The 14378-nt window shown below is 69.2% G+C and carries 11 protein-coding genes; 2 read left to right on the top strand and 9 right to left on the bottom strand.

All coding sequences use genetic code 11. The features are described 5' to 3' along the window. Window positions 1–43 precede the first annotated feature (43 nt). The 3 genes from QGN31_RS19405 to fdxA form a co-directional block, all read right to left on the bottom strand. On the bottom strand, window positions 44–2407 hold the full coding sequence (locus tag QGN31_RS19405) for an APC family permease (RefSeq protein ID WP_014384044.1): 2364 nt from the start codon (window positions 2405–2407) through the stop codon (window positions 44–46). Window positions 2408–2502: 95 nt separating this feature from the next. Further along, the gene (gene dapC, locus QGN31_RS19410) at window positions 2503–3588 is read right to left on the bottom strand and encodes a succinyldiaminopimelate transaminase (protein WP_085978365.1); all 1086 of its coding nucleotides are present in this window, start codon (window positions 3586–3588) and stop codon (window positions 2503–2505) included. Between the two features lie 41 nt (window positions 3589–3629). Further along, window positions 3630–3956, bottom strand: coding sequence for a ferredoxin (fdxA, locus tag QGN31_RS19415; RefSeq protein WP_007773662.1), 327 nt, complete (start codon window positions 3954–3956; stop codon window positions 3630–3632). A gap of 373 nt (window positions 3957–4329) precedes the next feature. Between fdxA and QGN31_RS19420 the strand changes: the two genes are divergently transcribed. After that, window positions 4330–4662 carry a hemophore-related protein gene (locus QGN31_RS19420; protein ID WP_008254522.1) on the top strand — a complete coding sequence of 111 codons (333 nt, stop codon included), beginning with the start codon at window positions 4330–4332 and terminating at the stop codon, window positions 4660–4662. A gap of 24 nt (window positions 4663–4686) precedes the next feature. On the opposite strand, the gene QGN31_RS19425 is transcribed toward QGN31_RS19420, so the two are convergent. The 4 genes from QGN31_RS19425 to mshB form a co-directional block, all read right to left on the bottom strand. Then, window positions 4687–5451: a maleylpyruvate isomerase N-terminal domain-containing protein gene (locus QGN31_RS19425; RefSeq protein WP_014941440.1), complete on the bottom strand. Its 765-nt coding sequence runs from the start codon at window positions 5449–5451 to the stop codon at window positions 4687–4689. Between the two features lie 38 nt (window positions 5452–5489). Continuing rightward, window positions 5490–8132, bottom strand: a complete 2643-nt coding sequence (locus tag QGN31_RS19430; protein WP_014941439.1) for a bifunctional FO biosynthesis protein CofGH — start codon at window positions 8130–8132, stop codon at window positions 5490–5492. Between the two features lie 117 nt (window positions 8133–8249). Beyond that, window positions 8250–8711 (bottom strand): hypothetical protein, encoded by a 462-nt coding sequence (locus tag QGN31_RS19435; RefSeq protein ID WP_008254516.1) that lies wholly within the window; start codon window positions 8709–8711, stop codon window positions 8250–8252. 92 nt (window positions 8712–8803) lie between these two features. Continuing rightward, window positions 8804–9718, bottom strand: a complete 915-nt coding sequence (gene mshB / locus QGN31_RS19440) for an N-acetyl-1-D-myo-inositol-2-amino-2-deoxy-alpha-D-glucopyranoside deacetylase (RefSeq protein ID WP_014381999.1) — start codon at window positions 9716–9718, stop codon at window positions 8804–8806. Window positions 9719–9774: 56 nt separating this feature from the next. Between mshB and QGN31_RS19445 the strand changes: the two genes are divergently transcribed. Continuing rightward, window positions 9775–10389: a TetR/AcrR family transcriptional regulator gene (locus tag QGN31_RS19445; protein WP_014379427.1), complete on the top strand. Its 615-nt coding sequence runs from the start codon at window positions 9775–9777 to the stop codon at window positions 10387–10389. Between the two features lie 6 nt (window positions 10390–10395). Here the strand turns inward: QGN31_RS19445 and QGN31_RS19450 are convergent, their stop codons facing one another. Beyond that, complete coding sequence (locus QGN31_RS19450; RefSeq protein ID WP_162137761.1) at window positions 10396–12291, bottom strand: ABC transporter family substrate-binding protein; 1896 nt, start codon at window positions 12289–12291, stop codon at window positions 10396–10398. A gap of 45 nt (window positions 12292–12336) precedes the next feature. Continuing rightward, a complete protein-coding gene (gene typA, locus QGN31_RS19455) occupies window positions 12337–14226 on the bottom strand; it encodes a translational GTPase TypA (protein ID WP_014941436.1) in 1890 nt (629 codons plus the stop codon). Window positions 14227–14378 lie beyond the last annotated feature (152 nt).

Consider the following 14378-nt stretch of genomic DNA (forward strand, 5'->3'; position numbering starts at 1 on the left):
AAAGTTCGAAATACCTTGCTGCGCAGTGCGTTTCACACCGACGCTAAGACTGGTCGGCTTGTTCGGGGGCCCCGGACTCGGCCTCCTTCGCCGGATCCTCGATGATCTGATAGGTCGGATCGACCATCGACAGGGAACGCTGGCCGGCCTGCCGGGCCTTGCCGCTGATCCGCAACAGTTGACCGGGCTGGATGTCGGCGCCCCCGCGCCCGGGGCGGAACGTCACGGTGATCTCCCCGCTGCTGTCCCCGACGACGATCTCTCGCCGGGTTCGCCCGCGTTCGGCGACGTCTTCGACCTCGCTGACGCGTCCTTCGATGGTGGCGCGCTGCCCGGAGATCAGGCCGGCCACCATGATCACCGACGACGGCCGTTCGGGGTGTTCGTAGGCCTCGACCTTCTCGTCCTCGTCCTGCGAGACCCAGGCCTGGATCTTGTCGATCTGCTGCGCGATGCGCTGTTCGAACGAGTCCGGGTAGGCCTCCCTGATCCGCGATTCCACGTCATAGGGCACGATCGTCGCCGCGGCGTCGGGGATGAGGCTGACGGCCTGGGCGACCTTGTCCGCGGTCCGGTCGTGCAACAGCCGCCCCAGCAGTGGCGCGAATGTCCGGCGCGGCAGGAGGACCGTCACGTTGGTGTCCGGTTGCTCGTCGCGCGCCTTGGCGACCAGCAGCTGCGCCGACCTGCTGATCCGCCGGTCGGGGCAGTCCACGATTCGCAGCGGTGTGTCGAGACCGAAGTGGTCCCAACGGTTTCGCAGTTGCGTGGCGTGGGCGGGGTCGACCATGAAGTGCACGGCAACCAGTTCGTCGGCCCGCAGTCCGCGGCCGTAGCGCAACGCTTCGATCACCGCGAGGTCGACCGAGTCGACGAACACCAGCACCTTGTGCCGCGCGTACTTCACCAGTTCCGGGCGATCGGTGCGGAACATCTCGAGAATGGCGGCCTCGGCGCGGTATTCGCGGTTCAGCCGCGTCAGGACGAACACCAGCAGCGGGAACACGACGACCACCAGCCAGGCGCCCTCGGTGAACTTCGCCACCGCGAAGATGCCCACCACGATCGTCGACAGGATCGCCGCGGACAGGTTGATCGCCAGCCGGTGCCGCCATCCCGGTTCGCGATGCGTCAAGTGGTGCTTGGTCATGCCGTAGCCGGCCATCGAGAATCCGGTGAACACGCCGATCGCGTAGAAGGGAACCAGCGCGTTGACCGAGCCGCCGGTCACCACCAGCAGCGCCACCGACAGCGTGGTGAGCGTGATGATCCCGTTCGAAAACACCAGGCGGTGACCGCGTTTCGTCAGTTGCCGTGGCAGGAAACGGTCTTCGGCGACGAAGCTGGCCAGGGCCGGGAAGCCGTTGAAGCTGGTGTTCGCGCCGGTGAACAAGATGGCCGCCGTCGAGGCCTGGACCAGGACGTAGAACACGTCACCGACCACGCCGTTGCCGTAGACGGCACGACCGATCTGCGACAAGACCGAGGGATATTCGGTCAAATACGGGGTGGCGTGGGTGACGTGGGCCAGGTAGGCGACCCCGGCGAGCAGGAAGCCCAGTATGCAGGCCATCGCCGTGAGCACCCGACGGGCGTTGCGGCCCTGGGGCTTTCGGAAGTAGTCGACCGTGTTGGAGATGGCCTCGACGCCGGTCAGCGACGAACCCCCGTTGGCGAATGCGCGCAACAACACCAGAATCGTCGCGCCCAGCACCAACCCGTTGCTCTGATGAACCGGCACGGCCCCTGCCGTGTGCGCCGGGTCGTAGAGCGGTAAACCCCCGCCGATTACGCGGACGACTCCGACCAGGATGGTCAGCGCGACCATGGCGATGAACGAGTAGGTCGCCACCGCGAACGGCATTCCCGCTTCCCGCAATCCACGCAGGTTCGCGTAGCAGATGATGAGCACCACGCCGACCGTGATCGCCAGGCTGTAGGGACCCAACGCGGGGATCGCCGAGACCACCGCGACCGTCCCCGCCGCCGATTGCACCGCGACGGTCACCACGTAGTCGATCAGCAGGGCCGCCGCGGCGATCTGAGCGACGCGGGGCCCGAAGTTGTCGCGCGCCACGATGTAGGAGCCGCCGGCCCGGGTGTAGGCCATGACCACCTGCCGGTACGAGGCGGCCACCAGCACGAGGATGAGCAGGATGACGCCGGTGATCGGAAGCAACAGGAGAAACGCCGCCAACCCGGCGTGCGGCAACAGTTCGATCAGGATCTGCTCGGGACCGTAGGCGACCGATGACACCGCGTCCGGCGAAAGCGCTCCCAGCGCAACGCCATTGGACAACTTCTCCGACGCGATGTCCTCGGTGATCAGTGGCTTTCCCAAAAACACACGCCTGGCGACGTCCCCGACCGAGAGCGGGATGCGCAGCTTGCCGGTCGAACTGGTCACAAGCACCGTCCTTACCCGAGGTTCAAGAACGTGAAACGCCTCCGAAGCATTGTGCACGTTCGGACCGCCCGCGGCGGCGCGCGCACTGCGGACGGTCAGGCGAGCCGGCGCACCGCGGCAGCGATCCGCTCGTCGCTGGCCGTCAGGGCAACGCGCACATGCTGTGCGCCGCGCGGGCCGTAGAACTCGCCGGGGGCCACCAGGATGCCGCGCTGCGCCAGCCAGGCGACGCTGTCGTGACAGGACTCGCCGCGGGTGACCCAGAGATAGAGGCCGGCTTCGGAATAGTCGACCGCGAAGCCGGCCGCGCGCAGGGCCGGCAACAGGGCGGCCCGGCGCCGCTCGTAGCGCTGCCGCTGTTGCAGCTCGTGCGCGTCGTCCTGCAGGGCGGCCACCATGGCGGCCTGCACCGGCCTCGGCACCATCATCCCGGCGTGCTTGCGCACGGCGAGCAGCTCGGCGACGAGGTCGGAATCACCGGCGACGAAGCCGGCGCGGTACCCGGCCAGCGACGAGCTCTTCGACAGGGAATGGATCGCCAGCAGCCCGGTGTGGTCGCCGTCGCAGACCGACGGATGCAGGATCGACAGCGGTTGGGCGTCCCAGCCCAAGCCGAGGTAGCACTCGTCGGAGGCCACCAGGCAACCCCGGTCGCGGGCCCATCCGACGACTTTGCGCAGGTGGTCGACGCCCAGGACCCGCCCGGTCGGGTTGCTCGGCGAGTTCAGGTAGTACAGCGCCGGCGATTGCGGGCCCAGCTGGGTGAGCGAATCCGCGCGCAGCACCCGCGCCCCGGCCAGCCGCGCTCCGACGTCATAGGTCGGGTATGCCAGCTCGGGCACCACGATCATGTCCGCGGAGCCCAGGCCCAACAAGGTCGGCAGCCAGGCGATGAGCTCCTTGCTGCCGATCACCGGCAGCACGTCGGCCTCGGCCAGCCCGGTCACACCGAACCGCCGGGCCAGGGCTGCGACCGCCGCTTCGCGCAGCCGGGCGGTGCCCGCGGTGGCCGGATACCCCGACGCCGCGCCGGCCCCGGCCAGCGCGTCGGAGATCACCGGGGCGACCGGGTCGACCGGGGTGCCGACGGAGAGGTCGACGATCCCGTCGGGGTGGGCGCTGGCCTGCGCTTTCGCGTCGGCCAGCGTGTCCCAGGGGAATTCCGGCAGGGACGCCGACACGGCGGGCCGCCGCTTTTTGAGCTGGTGTGGCACCGGGTCGCTCAGTCGCCTTCGCCCTGCGGTGGCAGGTCCTTGACCACCTGCGGGTCGTTCTCGGTCATGCCGACCTTGGCGGCGCCGCCGGGCGATCCCAGCTCGGCGAAGAAGTCGGCGTTGATCTGCGTGTACTGGCTCCACTGGTCCGGCACGTCGTCTTCGTAGTAGATCGCTTCGACGGGGCAGACCGGCTCGCACGCGCCGCAGTCGACGCATTCGTCGGGGTGGATGTAGAGCATCCGGGCGCCTTCGTAGATGCAGTCGACCGGGCACTCCTCGATACAGGCCTTGTCCTTGATGTCGACACAGGGTTCGGCGATCGTGTACGTCACAGACGTCTCCTCCATGTACTACTCAATGTGGGCTGCTGTTCAGCTCGCACCGGCGCGTCCGTCCTCTTCCGGTGAAGCTTTCGGTTACTGATACTAGACGTTGCAGATACAGGTCAACCATTTGGCGCGCCTGTCGGAATACCGATTTAAGACTGACAGTCTCGGGGCCCGCACGCGGCCCCCGTTTCGCCAAGGGCGAACACTACGACCAACGCGCTGACCTGCGCAGAGTCTCGGCCCCGGGGTAGGCTTCGGTATCTGTTGCGTTGCAAGCACGCTCGCGGGGCCTGGTAATCTCATCGGAAGGACGGCAACCGCTGGGCAGATTTTCTCGCCGTAAGAGCGGTGCATTAACTGGGGAAGGTGTCCACACATGAGGGTGTCGTTGAGCAAATTGGGCGTTGCGGTTGGCAGCGCGGCAGTGGCGTTGACCGCCGCGGCCGGGATCGCTTCCGCCGACCCCACGGACGCGATCATCAACACCACCTGTAACTACGGACAGGTGATTGCGGCGCTCAACGCGACCGACCCGGCAGCTGCCCAGCAGTTGAACTCGTCGCCCGTGGCGCAGTCCTACATCCGCAACTTCCTGGCAGCGCCGCCGCCCAAGCGCGAGCAGATGGCCCAGCAGATCCAGGCCATGCCGGCGGCGCAGAAGTACTACAACACGATCAACCAGGTCGCGGTCACCTGTAACAACTACTGAGCCGATCGCTTCGCACGAAGCGGTTCAGTAGCCGCCGAGCAGGCGGCGCACGCGTCCCAATGTTTCCGGTCCGACGCGGCTGCGAATGCGTGACGGGTCGGCGGGCCTGCGCCCCCACAGCAGCAGCACCCGCGCGGCCGCATCGGTATCCAGGGTCGCCGGGCCGTCCGGCTCGGCGAACCCGATGGTAACCTGATCCGCGCCGGCCGTCAGAACGATGTCGTCGGTGCCCTCGGCCCGCAGCCGGGCGTCGATCCGCTCGCCGACCTCCAGCTGTCTGGCGCCTTTGGCCAGCAGCGGCTTGCCAACGGCGAGCACGCTGTGCGTCGTCATCCACGGTTCGGCCAGCCTCGCCTGGGCCGCGGGCTCGTCGCCGGTGATGTCCCAGCTGTGCAGGACGAGCTCTTCGCGCATGTGCTCGGCGAACCACGGCACCTTCATGGTGCGGCCGGTCCAGGCGACGTCGGTGTCGGCGGGCACCCCTTCGGCCGCCTCCGCGACGTCACCGAGGGCGGCCATCCGGTCCAGCAGCGCGTCCCACAGGTCCGCGTCGTTCAAGGCGCGCAACGGGCCCTCGCGCTCCTCGAACCCGCGGGTGGCCACCGGCTGGCCGGCGAGGTGGCCGCCGAGCACCCGGGCGAGTTCCTCGGCGTTTCCGGCCTGATGGACGACGATGTCGCGCACCGTCCAGGCCTCACACCAGGTTCCGGCGTCCGGGCCGTGCCGTTGCACGGCATCCGCGAATGGCCGCCACTCCGGGAACCGGTCGTCGTCAACTCGTCGCGTCACGGTGTCGGGTATACCCGTCGCGCCCGGCCGGCAAGCGGTCAGGCGGCCAACGGTGTGTAGTCGGTGGTGCGCTGGCGCGCGGGTCGCCCGATGCCCTCGGCGATCGCGGTCAGCTCGGCGACCGTCTTGGCCGACCCGTGTTCCGAACCGGCCATGCGCGAGATGGTTTCTTCCATCAGCGTGCCGCCCAGGTCGTTGGCGCCGCCGTTGAGCATCACCTGCGTGCGCTCGACACCGAGCTTGACCCAGCTGGTCTGGATCTGGGAAATGCGGCCGTGCAACATGATTCGCGCCAGCGCGTGTACGGCTCGGTTGTCGCGGTGGGTGGGTCCGGGCCGGGCCGCGCCGGCCAGATACAGCGGCGAACTCTGGTGCACGAACGGTAGCGGCACGAACTCGGTGAAACCGCCGGTGCGGTCCTGGATGTCGCGCAGCACGTTGAGATGGCCCACCCAGTGGCGCGGGCTGTCGACGTGGCCGTACATCATCGTCGACGACGACCGCAGCCCGACCTCGTGCGCGGTGGTGACGATCTCGATCCACATCGACGTCGGCAACTTGCCCTTGGTCAGCACCCAGCGCACCTCGTCGTCCAGTATTTCGGCGGCGGTGCCCGGGATGGTGTCCAGGCCCGCCTCGCGCAGGCTGGTCAGCCAGTCGCGAACGCTCAACCCGCTCTTGGTCACACCGTTGGCGATCTCCATCGGAGAGAACGCGTGCACGTGCATCGACGGCACCCGCGCCTTGACGGCCCGGACCAGGTCGGCGTAGCCGGTGACCGGCAGCTCGGGGTCGATGCCGCCCTGCATGCACACCTCGGTGGCGCCCTCGACGTGCGCCTCCCAGGCGCGGTCGGCGACCTCGTCGGTGGACAGCGAATACGCGTCGGCGTCGCCCTTGCGCTGCGCGAACGCGCAGAACCGGCAGCCGGTGTAGCAGATGTTGGTGAAGTTGATGTTGCGGTTGACCACGAACGTCACGTCGTCACCGACGGTGTCGCGGCGTAACGAATCCGCCAGTGCGGCAACCGCTTCCAGCGCGGGACCGTCGGCGGTGGCCAGTGACAGGTATTCGTTGTCGCTGCACCCGGCGGGGTCGCGTTCCGCGGAGCGCAGCGCGGCAAGCACGTCGGTGTCCAGGCGTTCTGGCGCTTTGGCGCCCTGCGCGGCCAGCTCGTGGACGTGCGCCCGGATCGATTCCCAGTCGCCGAACGCGCTGTCGATATCGCTGCGGGTTTCGGTGTTGCGGCCCTCGCTGTCGATCGCCGCGTTGAGGTCGACCCGGCCCACCGAACCGACGTCGTCGGGCTCCTGCCACGGCAACCCGACCGGGTTGACGTCACGGGCCAGGCCGGTCGCCGGGTCGGCCAGCGCCGCCACGTGTCCGGACACCCGCGGGTCGATCCAGGCCGCGCCGCCCTGCACGTATTTGGGTTGCGCGGTCAGCCGCTGGACCAGCTCGTAACCGGCTTCGGCGGTGACGGCGGCCAATTCGTCCAGGGCCGGCCACGGCCGCTCCGGGTTGACGTGGTCGGGCGTCAGCGGCGAGACACCGCCCCAGTCGTCGACTCCGGCGCCGACCAGCGCCAGGCACTGCTCGCGCGAGACCAGGTTCGGCGGCGCCTGGATACGCATCCCCGGGCCGAGCACCAGCCGCGCCACCGCCACCGTCGCCAGGTAATCCTCGATGCCGGCGTCGGGGACCGCGGCCATGGCGGTGTGTTCCTTGGCCCGGAAGTTCTGCACGATCACCTCTTGCACATGGCCGAACTCCTTGTGCGACTTGCGGATCGCATGCAAGGTGTCGGCGCGTTCGGCGAGTGTCTCGCCGATGCCGACCAGCAGGCCGGTGGTGAACGGAATCGACAGTCGGCCCGCATCGGTCAAGGCGCGCAACCGGACCGCCGGATCTTTGTCCGGGCTGCCGTAGTGCGCAAGCCCTTTCGTCTCGAACAGCCGCCGCGAGGTCGTCTCGAGCATCATGCCCATCGACGGCGCCACCGGCTTGAGGCGCGCCATTTCCGACCAACTCATCACGCCGGGGTTCAAGTGTGGCAACAACCCGGTTTCCTCGAGCACCCGGATCGCCATCGCCCGCACGTAGGACAGCGTCGAATCGTAGCCCCGTTGACCGAGCCACTCACGCGCCTCCGGCCACCGATCCTCCGGCCGATCCCCCAGCGTGAATAGCGCTTCCTTGCAACCGAGTTCGCCGCCGCGGCGGGCGATGTCGAGGATCTCGTCGGGTTCGAGGTACATGCCGGCGCCCTGGGCGCGCAGCTTGCCGGGCACGGTGACGAAGGTGCAGTAATGACAGGTGTCGCGGCACAGATGGGTGACCGGGATAAAGACCTTGCGGGAGTACGTGATCGGCAGCCCGCCGCCGGGGCCGCGCCGTCCGGCCGACTCCAGGCCCGCGTCGCGCACCCGCGCCGCACTCGCGCACAGGTCGGCCAGATCCGCGCCGCGCGCGGTCATCGCGAGCGCCGCCTCGTCGACGTTGAGTGCAACGCCATCTCGGGCCCGCCGCAATACCCGTCGCAGCGCCGACGCGTCGGCCCTCGACGCACTGGCCTTCGCCGGAATCTGTGGATCAGGCAAAGCGGTAGGCTCCTCGCCCGGAGTCAACAGCACCTTGGTGTAACTTCCCCACGATCGAATTTCATCCGTGCGTCCCAACATGTGAATTCGTGACACCCATGGCGGGTCCCGTATGGGCAACAGTCAACAGTAGACCCACGCCCGTAGGCGCAAGCGGGCGACATCCCGGCCGAAATGTCCACTCGCCACAGGCCGAGATCAACCGCCGCGGCCGCGCCGCCACAGCACCCAGACCGGCGGCACGACGCCGAGCACCAACAGCAGCAGGGCCCCGTAGGCCATCAGGCCGCGGCCACCCAGGATGACGTCGTCGGCCGGTCCGCCCATGCTGATCACCGCCACCGTCAGCAACCACGTCCACAGCGGCAGCGCCGCCAACCGGGGTGACCGGGTCCACCGCCCCGCGGCCCACACCAGGGCCGCGTTGACCAGCCCGGAAATCAATCCGCTGAGGGGAAACGGAACCGTCCCGATATAGAAAGGCAGCAGCAGGGCCCCGGCTAGTGCGGACAGAACCCCATCGACCGCCAGGAGGGACAGGACAACGAAACGGATCGCGGGGTCTGTGGCGCCGCCGTCCTCGACGGACGCGACGCGAGGCTGGGTGTCGGTCAGGTCGGAACGCTGTCGATGTTGGAGAGTATCGAGCCGATAACCCACTGCAGGCTGTCGAGCCGGTCCTGCCAGTGCTGCTGATTAGGGTCCAGGTCGGGGTCCATGCGAATTCCTTCCGTGGCTGCCTGTTTGGCAGCCTACCGCGTACGGGTCGCGGTCAGATCGAGCCCTGCGAGCAGATCCGTCTCCCAGCCACGCCCGTCGCGCTCCCCCGCGTCGCCGGCGGCCAGGACGTAGTGCTCCTCCCCCACGATCGGCAGGGCCACGTTGTTGGACAGGGCGCAGGCGCGACCGGTGGGCCCGACCACCACTTGGGTGGCGTGCGCCGCGAGCGCCGCCCGCTTGGCGGCCAGCGCATCCTCATCGGTCTCGACGACGGCGTCGATGTCGCCGTCGTCGTATCCGAACGTGAACTCCTCTTCGGACGGGAGCGACCACTCCGGCCGCAGATCCTCGGGCGTCAGCGCGGCCAGGCCGGCCTCGAACGCCCGGGTGGAAAAGACCGACCAGTAGAACTTCGGCACGGCCCACGGCTCGCCGGGAAACGCGGCAGCGCCGCCCGACGAGCCGGCCGCCGCTACGGCCGCCGTCGTCACCGTGTGCGCGTGCACGTGATCGGGATGGCCATAGCCGCCCGCCGGGTCGTAGGTGACGACGACGTGGGGGCGCTGCTCGCGGATCAGGGCCACCAGCGCGCCGACGGTCTCGCGCTCGTCGGCGTCGATGAATCGTTGCCGGTGCCGCGTGGGGGTGCCGCGCATGCCCGAATCGCGCCACCGGCCCGCGCCGCCGAGATATCGGGGTCCACCGACCCCGAGCGCCCGCAACGCGGCGGTCAATTCGCCGATCCGGTAGCCGCCGAGCTGGTCGGCGCGATCGACGGCGAGTTCGGCCCACCGATCGCCGATCACCTCGCCCTCCTCGCCGAGCGTGCAGGTGACCACGCGGACGTCGGCGCCGCGGGCGGCGTAGTGGGCGATGGTGGCGCCGGTGCCGAGGCTTTCGTCGTCGGGATGTGCGTGGACGAACAGCAGCCGCGGCGTCTCAGGCATGGACGGCACCCTACCGACAAGCAGCAGATAGGAACGCGCACGGCTACTATCAAGAAATGCCTCAGCTCACGGACGCAGACCGGACCGGCAACCGGAGCCGCCGGCGAGGCGAGGTCCTCGAACGCGCCCTCTACGAGGCCACCCTGGCCGAACTGACCGAAGTCGGGTACGGGAGCCTGACCATGGAGGGGATCGCGGCGCGCGCCCACACCGGCAAGGCCGCGCTCTACCGGCGCTGGGACACCAAGTGCGAGCTGGTGCACGCCGCTTTGGTTTTCGCGCTGCCACCGGTGCCCGAGCTGCGGTCCGGCCGCTCGGCCCGGGAGAACCTGCTGGCGATGTTCACCGCCCAGCGTGACCTGCTGGCCGGAAAGACCGCCTTCCCCAGTTTGGACGTCATCCATCAGCTCCTGCACGAACCCGAGATGCGGGCCATCTTCGCCGATGCCGTGGTGCGCCCGCGCCTGCAAATCGTCGAATCGATCCTGCAGGCCGCCGTGGACGACGGCGACCTCGATCCGACGGCGATCACACCGCTGACCGCCCGGATCGGCTCGGCGCTGATCAACCAGCACTTCCTGCTGAACGGGTCGCCGCCGAACCGGCGCGAGCTGGCCCTCATCGTCGACACCGTGATCCCGCCGCGGGCGTCGCGCCCGCCCGCCGACTGAGCGCGGTTACGGCCCGGTCTTGATCCACTGGCCGGCGTCGCCGACGATGCCGACCGGAACCGCTCCGGACAGGCTGACGTTCTGCACGCTCGGTCCGGCCGCGACGATCGTGGTGTCCTGCAGGATCGGCAGCACCGTGGACATGTTCCACAGCCGCGGTTCGACGGCGGTGATGACGTCGTTGATGCTCTTGGTGCCGTTGAGGGCGGCGTCGATGTTCGACTGGACGCTGCGATCGCAGATGCCGGTGAGGTTCGACGGCGCCTGCACCAGGGCGTTGGGATCCGCGGGGCGGCTGGGTGGGGGCGCCGACGTCGGTATCGCGGTCGTGGTGCCCGGCCCCGTCGACGGTGGGGGCCCGGCGGGAGCGGACGAGACCGGCGTCGTCTCGCCGGTGGACGGGACCTGGATCGATTGCAGCGCGGGACAGCCGTAGCGGGAGGCGAGCCGGGTGGCCAGGTTGCCGCCGGCCTGATGCCAGCCGACGATCGCGTCCACGCGGCCGTCGTTCAGCGCGTCGCGGTAGAGGGTAACGGGGTCCAGCGCCAGCACGGTCGCGGCGATGCCGACGTTGCGCAACTGGTCGGCGGCGGTGTTGGCGACCGCCACCGAGGTCGGGTCGTTGGCCGCCACCCCGATCGCCAGCGACAGCTGTTGGCCGTCCTTGCTGATCCGGCCGCGGATGACCTCGGGCGGCCCGGTGTTCGCCGGGGTCGGCGCGGGGGAAGCGGACGAGTTGGGTTCGACCCGGTACCCGGCCCCCTGCAGCAGGGTCAGCGCGGCCGCCGTCGTCATCGCCGGCGGCGCGGTCGGCTCGTAGCCGGGGTCGCTCGGCGCGCGGATCTGGGCCTGATCCAGCGTGACCGTGTTGTCGCTGCCCGCGCCGACGGCGGCCAGCAGGTCGACGTCGAGCAACCCCAGGATCGCCTTACGGACTTGGGTATCAGACAGTTTGGGCTCGTTGGCCCGCAGCGTGAGCTGCATGACCCGCGGCGTCACGATCCGGGCGGTGCGGACGTCGGGAATGGCGGACAGCTGCGCGAAGGCCGCCGAGCCGCCGTGGACCTGCGCCACCTGGGTGTCGCCGTTGCGCACGGAGTCGGCCAGGGCGGCGGGCGCCCCGGCGCGCCGGAAGAGGATGAGCGCGGGTTTGGCCGGCGGCCCCCAGTAGCGGTCGTTGCGGGCGACCAGGATCTCGTCGCGCTGCGGGTCGATGCTCTCCACCCGGAACTGCCCGCCCGTGACCGGAAGGGCCCGGGCCAGCCCGGCCGCGAATCCGCCGGGCACGTCCTTGACGATGTGCGCCGGAAGGATGTTGCTGAACAACTCCTTCCACGCCGGATACGGCTGGGCGAAGGTCACCACCGCCTGCTTGCCGCCCTCCAGCGACTGCACGCCGGTGATGAGGTCATACCCGGCCGGGTCGACGACCCCGGGCTGGCTGACCATCTGGCGCCACAGGTACCAGAAGTCGTCGGCGGCGATGGGGGCGTTGTCGGTCCACTGCGCCTCCGGCCGGATCTTGTAGGTCACCGTGAACGGGTTCTGGCTGGTCACGTCGGCGGACACCAACAGCGTCGGGTCCATCTCCCAGCGCGAGCCCGTCGGCGCGGCGGTGTCCGGAACGGGCCGAAAGGCGCTGGGCAACACCAACGCGCTGATCGCCGCGTTCACCGGGGACAGGTCGGACAGCAGGTGCGGATTGAAGCCCGCGCCGATCGAGTCGATGCCCATGATGATCTCGCTGACCCGGGGCGGCGGAGGCACCGAGTTGTGCGGCGTATCGGTGCTCTGCGGCGCCGGCGGCGGGTTGACCGTGCACGCCGAAACCACCAGCCCGACCAACGAGACGAGGCCGCCGAGCACCATGAACAAGCGGCGGACGCGTCTCGGCACGCTGATCAGGGTAGCGAGCAGCCGCGCGGCGGCCCGGCCGACCACCGAAGGTCAGCTCCGGGCCTTGGCGCGCGACCGGCTGCGCGCCCGGGCGGTGGCGTCCAGCTCGACCTTGCGCACCCGCACGATCTCCGGGGTCACCTCGACGCATTCGTCTTGCGCGCAGAATTCCATGGCCTGTTCGAGGTCGAGCTCGAGGGGCTTGGCCAACGTCTCGATGACATCGGCGGTGGACGACCGCATGTTGGTCAGCTTCTTCTCGCGGGTGACGTTGATGTCGAGATCCTCTGCGCGCGGATTGATTCCGACGACCATGCCCTCGTAGGTGTCCTGGCCGGGCTCGACGAAGAACTGGCCCCGGTCGGCGAGCTGGATCATCGCGAACGGCGTGATGGTGCCCGCGCGGTCGGAGACCAGCGACCCGGTGTGGCGGGCCCGGATCTCCCCCGCCCAGGGGCGGTACCCGTCGAACACGGCGTTGGCGATGCCGGTGCCGCGGGTCAGCGTGAGGAAGTCGGTGCGGAAGCCGATCAGCCCGCGGCTGGGCACGATGAAGTCCATCCGGACCCAGCCCGCCGCGTGGTTGGTCATCTCCTCCATGCGGCCCTTGCGGGCGGCCATCAGCTGGGTGATGGCGCCGACGAACTCGTCGGGGCAGTCGATCGTCATCGCCTCGAAGGGCTCGTGCAGCTTGCCGTCGATCGTGCGCGTCACCACCTGCGGCTTGCCGACCGTGAGTTCGAAGCCCTCCCGGCGCATCTGTTCCACAAGGACCGCCAGCGCGAGCTCGCCGCGGCCCTGCACCTCCCAGGCGTCGGGCCGGTCGATGTCGACGACCTTGATGGAGACGTTGCCCACGAGTTCGGCGTCCAGGCGCGACTTCACCATGCGAGCGGTCAGCTTGTGCCCCTTCACCTTGCCCGCCAGCGGCGAGGTGTTGGTGCCGATGGTCACCGAGATCGCGGGCTCGTCGACGGTGATGCGCGGCAGCGCGTGCGCGTGGTCCGGGTCGGCCAGCGTGTCGCCGATCATGATCTCCGGAATGCCCGCGACGGCCACGATGTCCCCGGCGACGGCCTCGTCGGTCGAGGAACGCTCGACGCCCTCGGTCACCAGCAGCTCGGTGATCTTCGCGTTCGTGATGACGGGGTGGCCGTCCACTTCCCGCATCCAGGCCACCTGCTGGCCCTTGCGGATACGGCCCTTGTAGATGCGGATCAGCGCGAGCCGGCCCAGGAACGCCGACGCGTCCAGGTTGGTGACCAGCGCCTGCAGCGGGGCTTCGGGATCACCCTGCGGCGGCGGGATGTGCTCGAGCAGCACGTCGAACAGCGGATCGAGGTTGTCGCCCTCGGGGTTCTCGCCATTGGCCGGTTCCGTCGTGCTGGCGATGCCGGCCCGTCCCGAGGCGTACAGCGTGGGCAGGTCCAGGGCGGCCTCGGCGGCCTTCTGCGCGTCCTCGTCGAGGTCGGAGGCGACGTCGAGCAGCAGGTCGTGGCTTTCGGAGACGACCTCGGAGATCCGGGCGTCCGGCCGGTCCGTCTTGTTGACGACCAGGATCACCGGAAGGTGGGCGGCCAGGGCCTTACGCAGCACGAACCGGGTCTGCGGCAGCGGCCCCTCCGAGGCGTCGACCAGCAGCAGCACCCCGTCCACCATCGACAGGCCGCGCTCCACCTCGCCGCCGAAGTCGGCGTGGCCCGGGGTGTCGATGACGTTGATGACGGTCGTCGTTCCGTCCGGGTTCTTGCGATGCACGGCCGTGTTCTTGGCCAGGATCGTGATGCCTTTTTCCTTCTCTAGGTCCCCGGAGTCCATCAGGCGTTCGACGGTGTCGTCACCGCGGTGGTGCAGCGCGCCGGACTGCCTCAGCATCGCGTCAACCAGGGTGGTCTTGCCGTGGTCGACGTGGGCGACGATGGCGACGTTGCGAAATGACACGTCGGAGATTGTGGCAGCGGGGGCCGTGGATAGCGAACTGGCAGGTCGCCGGGGGCGGCGTTTGAGTGTGCGTCAGCGGGGTTGAGTGTGCGCCTGGGGCGCGGCGGATCGGCGTGTCGCCGGCGCGGCTTCACAATCAACGCCCACGTTGC

The organism is Mycobacterium sp. 2-64, assembly GCF_035918375.1.
Classification (GTDB): domain Bacteria; phylum Actinomycetota; class Actinomycetes; order Mycobacteriales; family Mycobacteriaceae; genus Mycobacterium; species Mycobacterium intracellulare.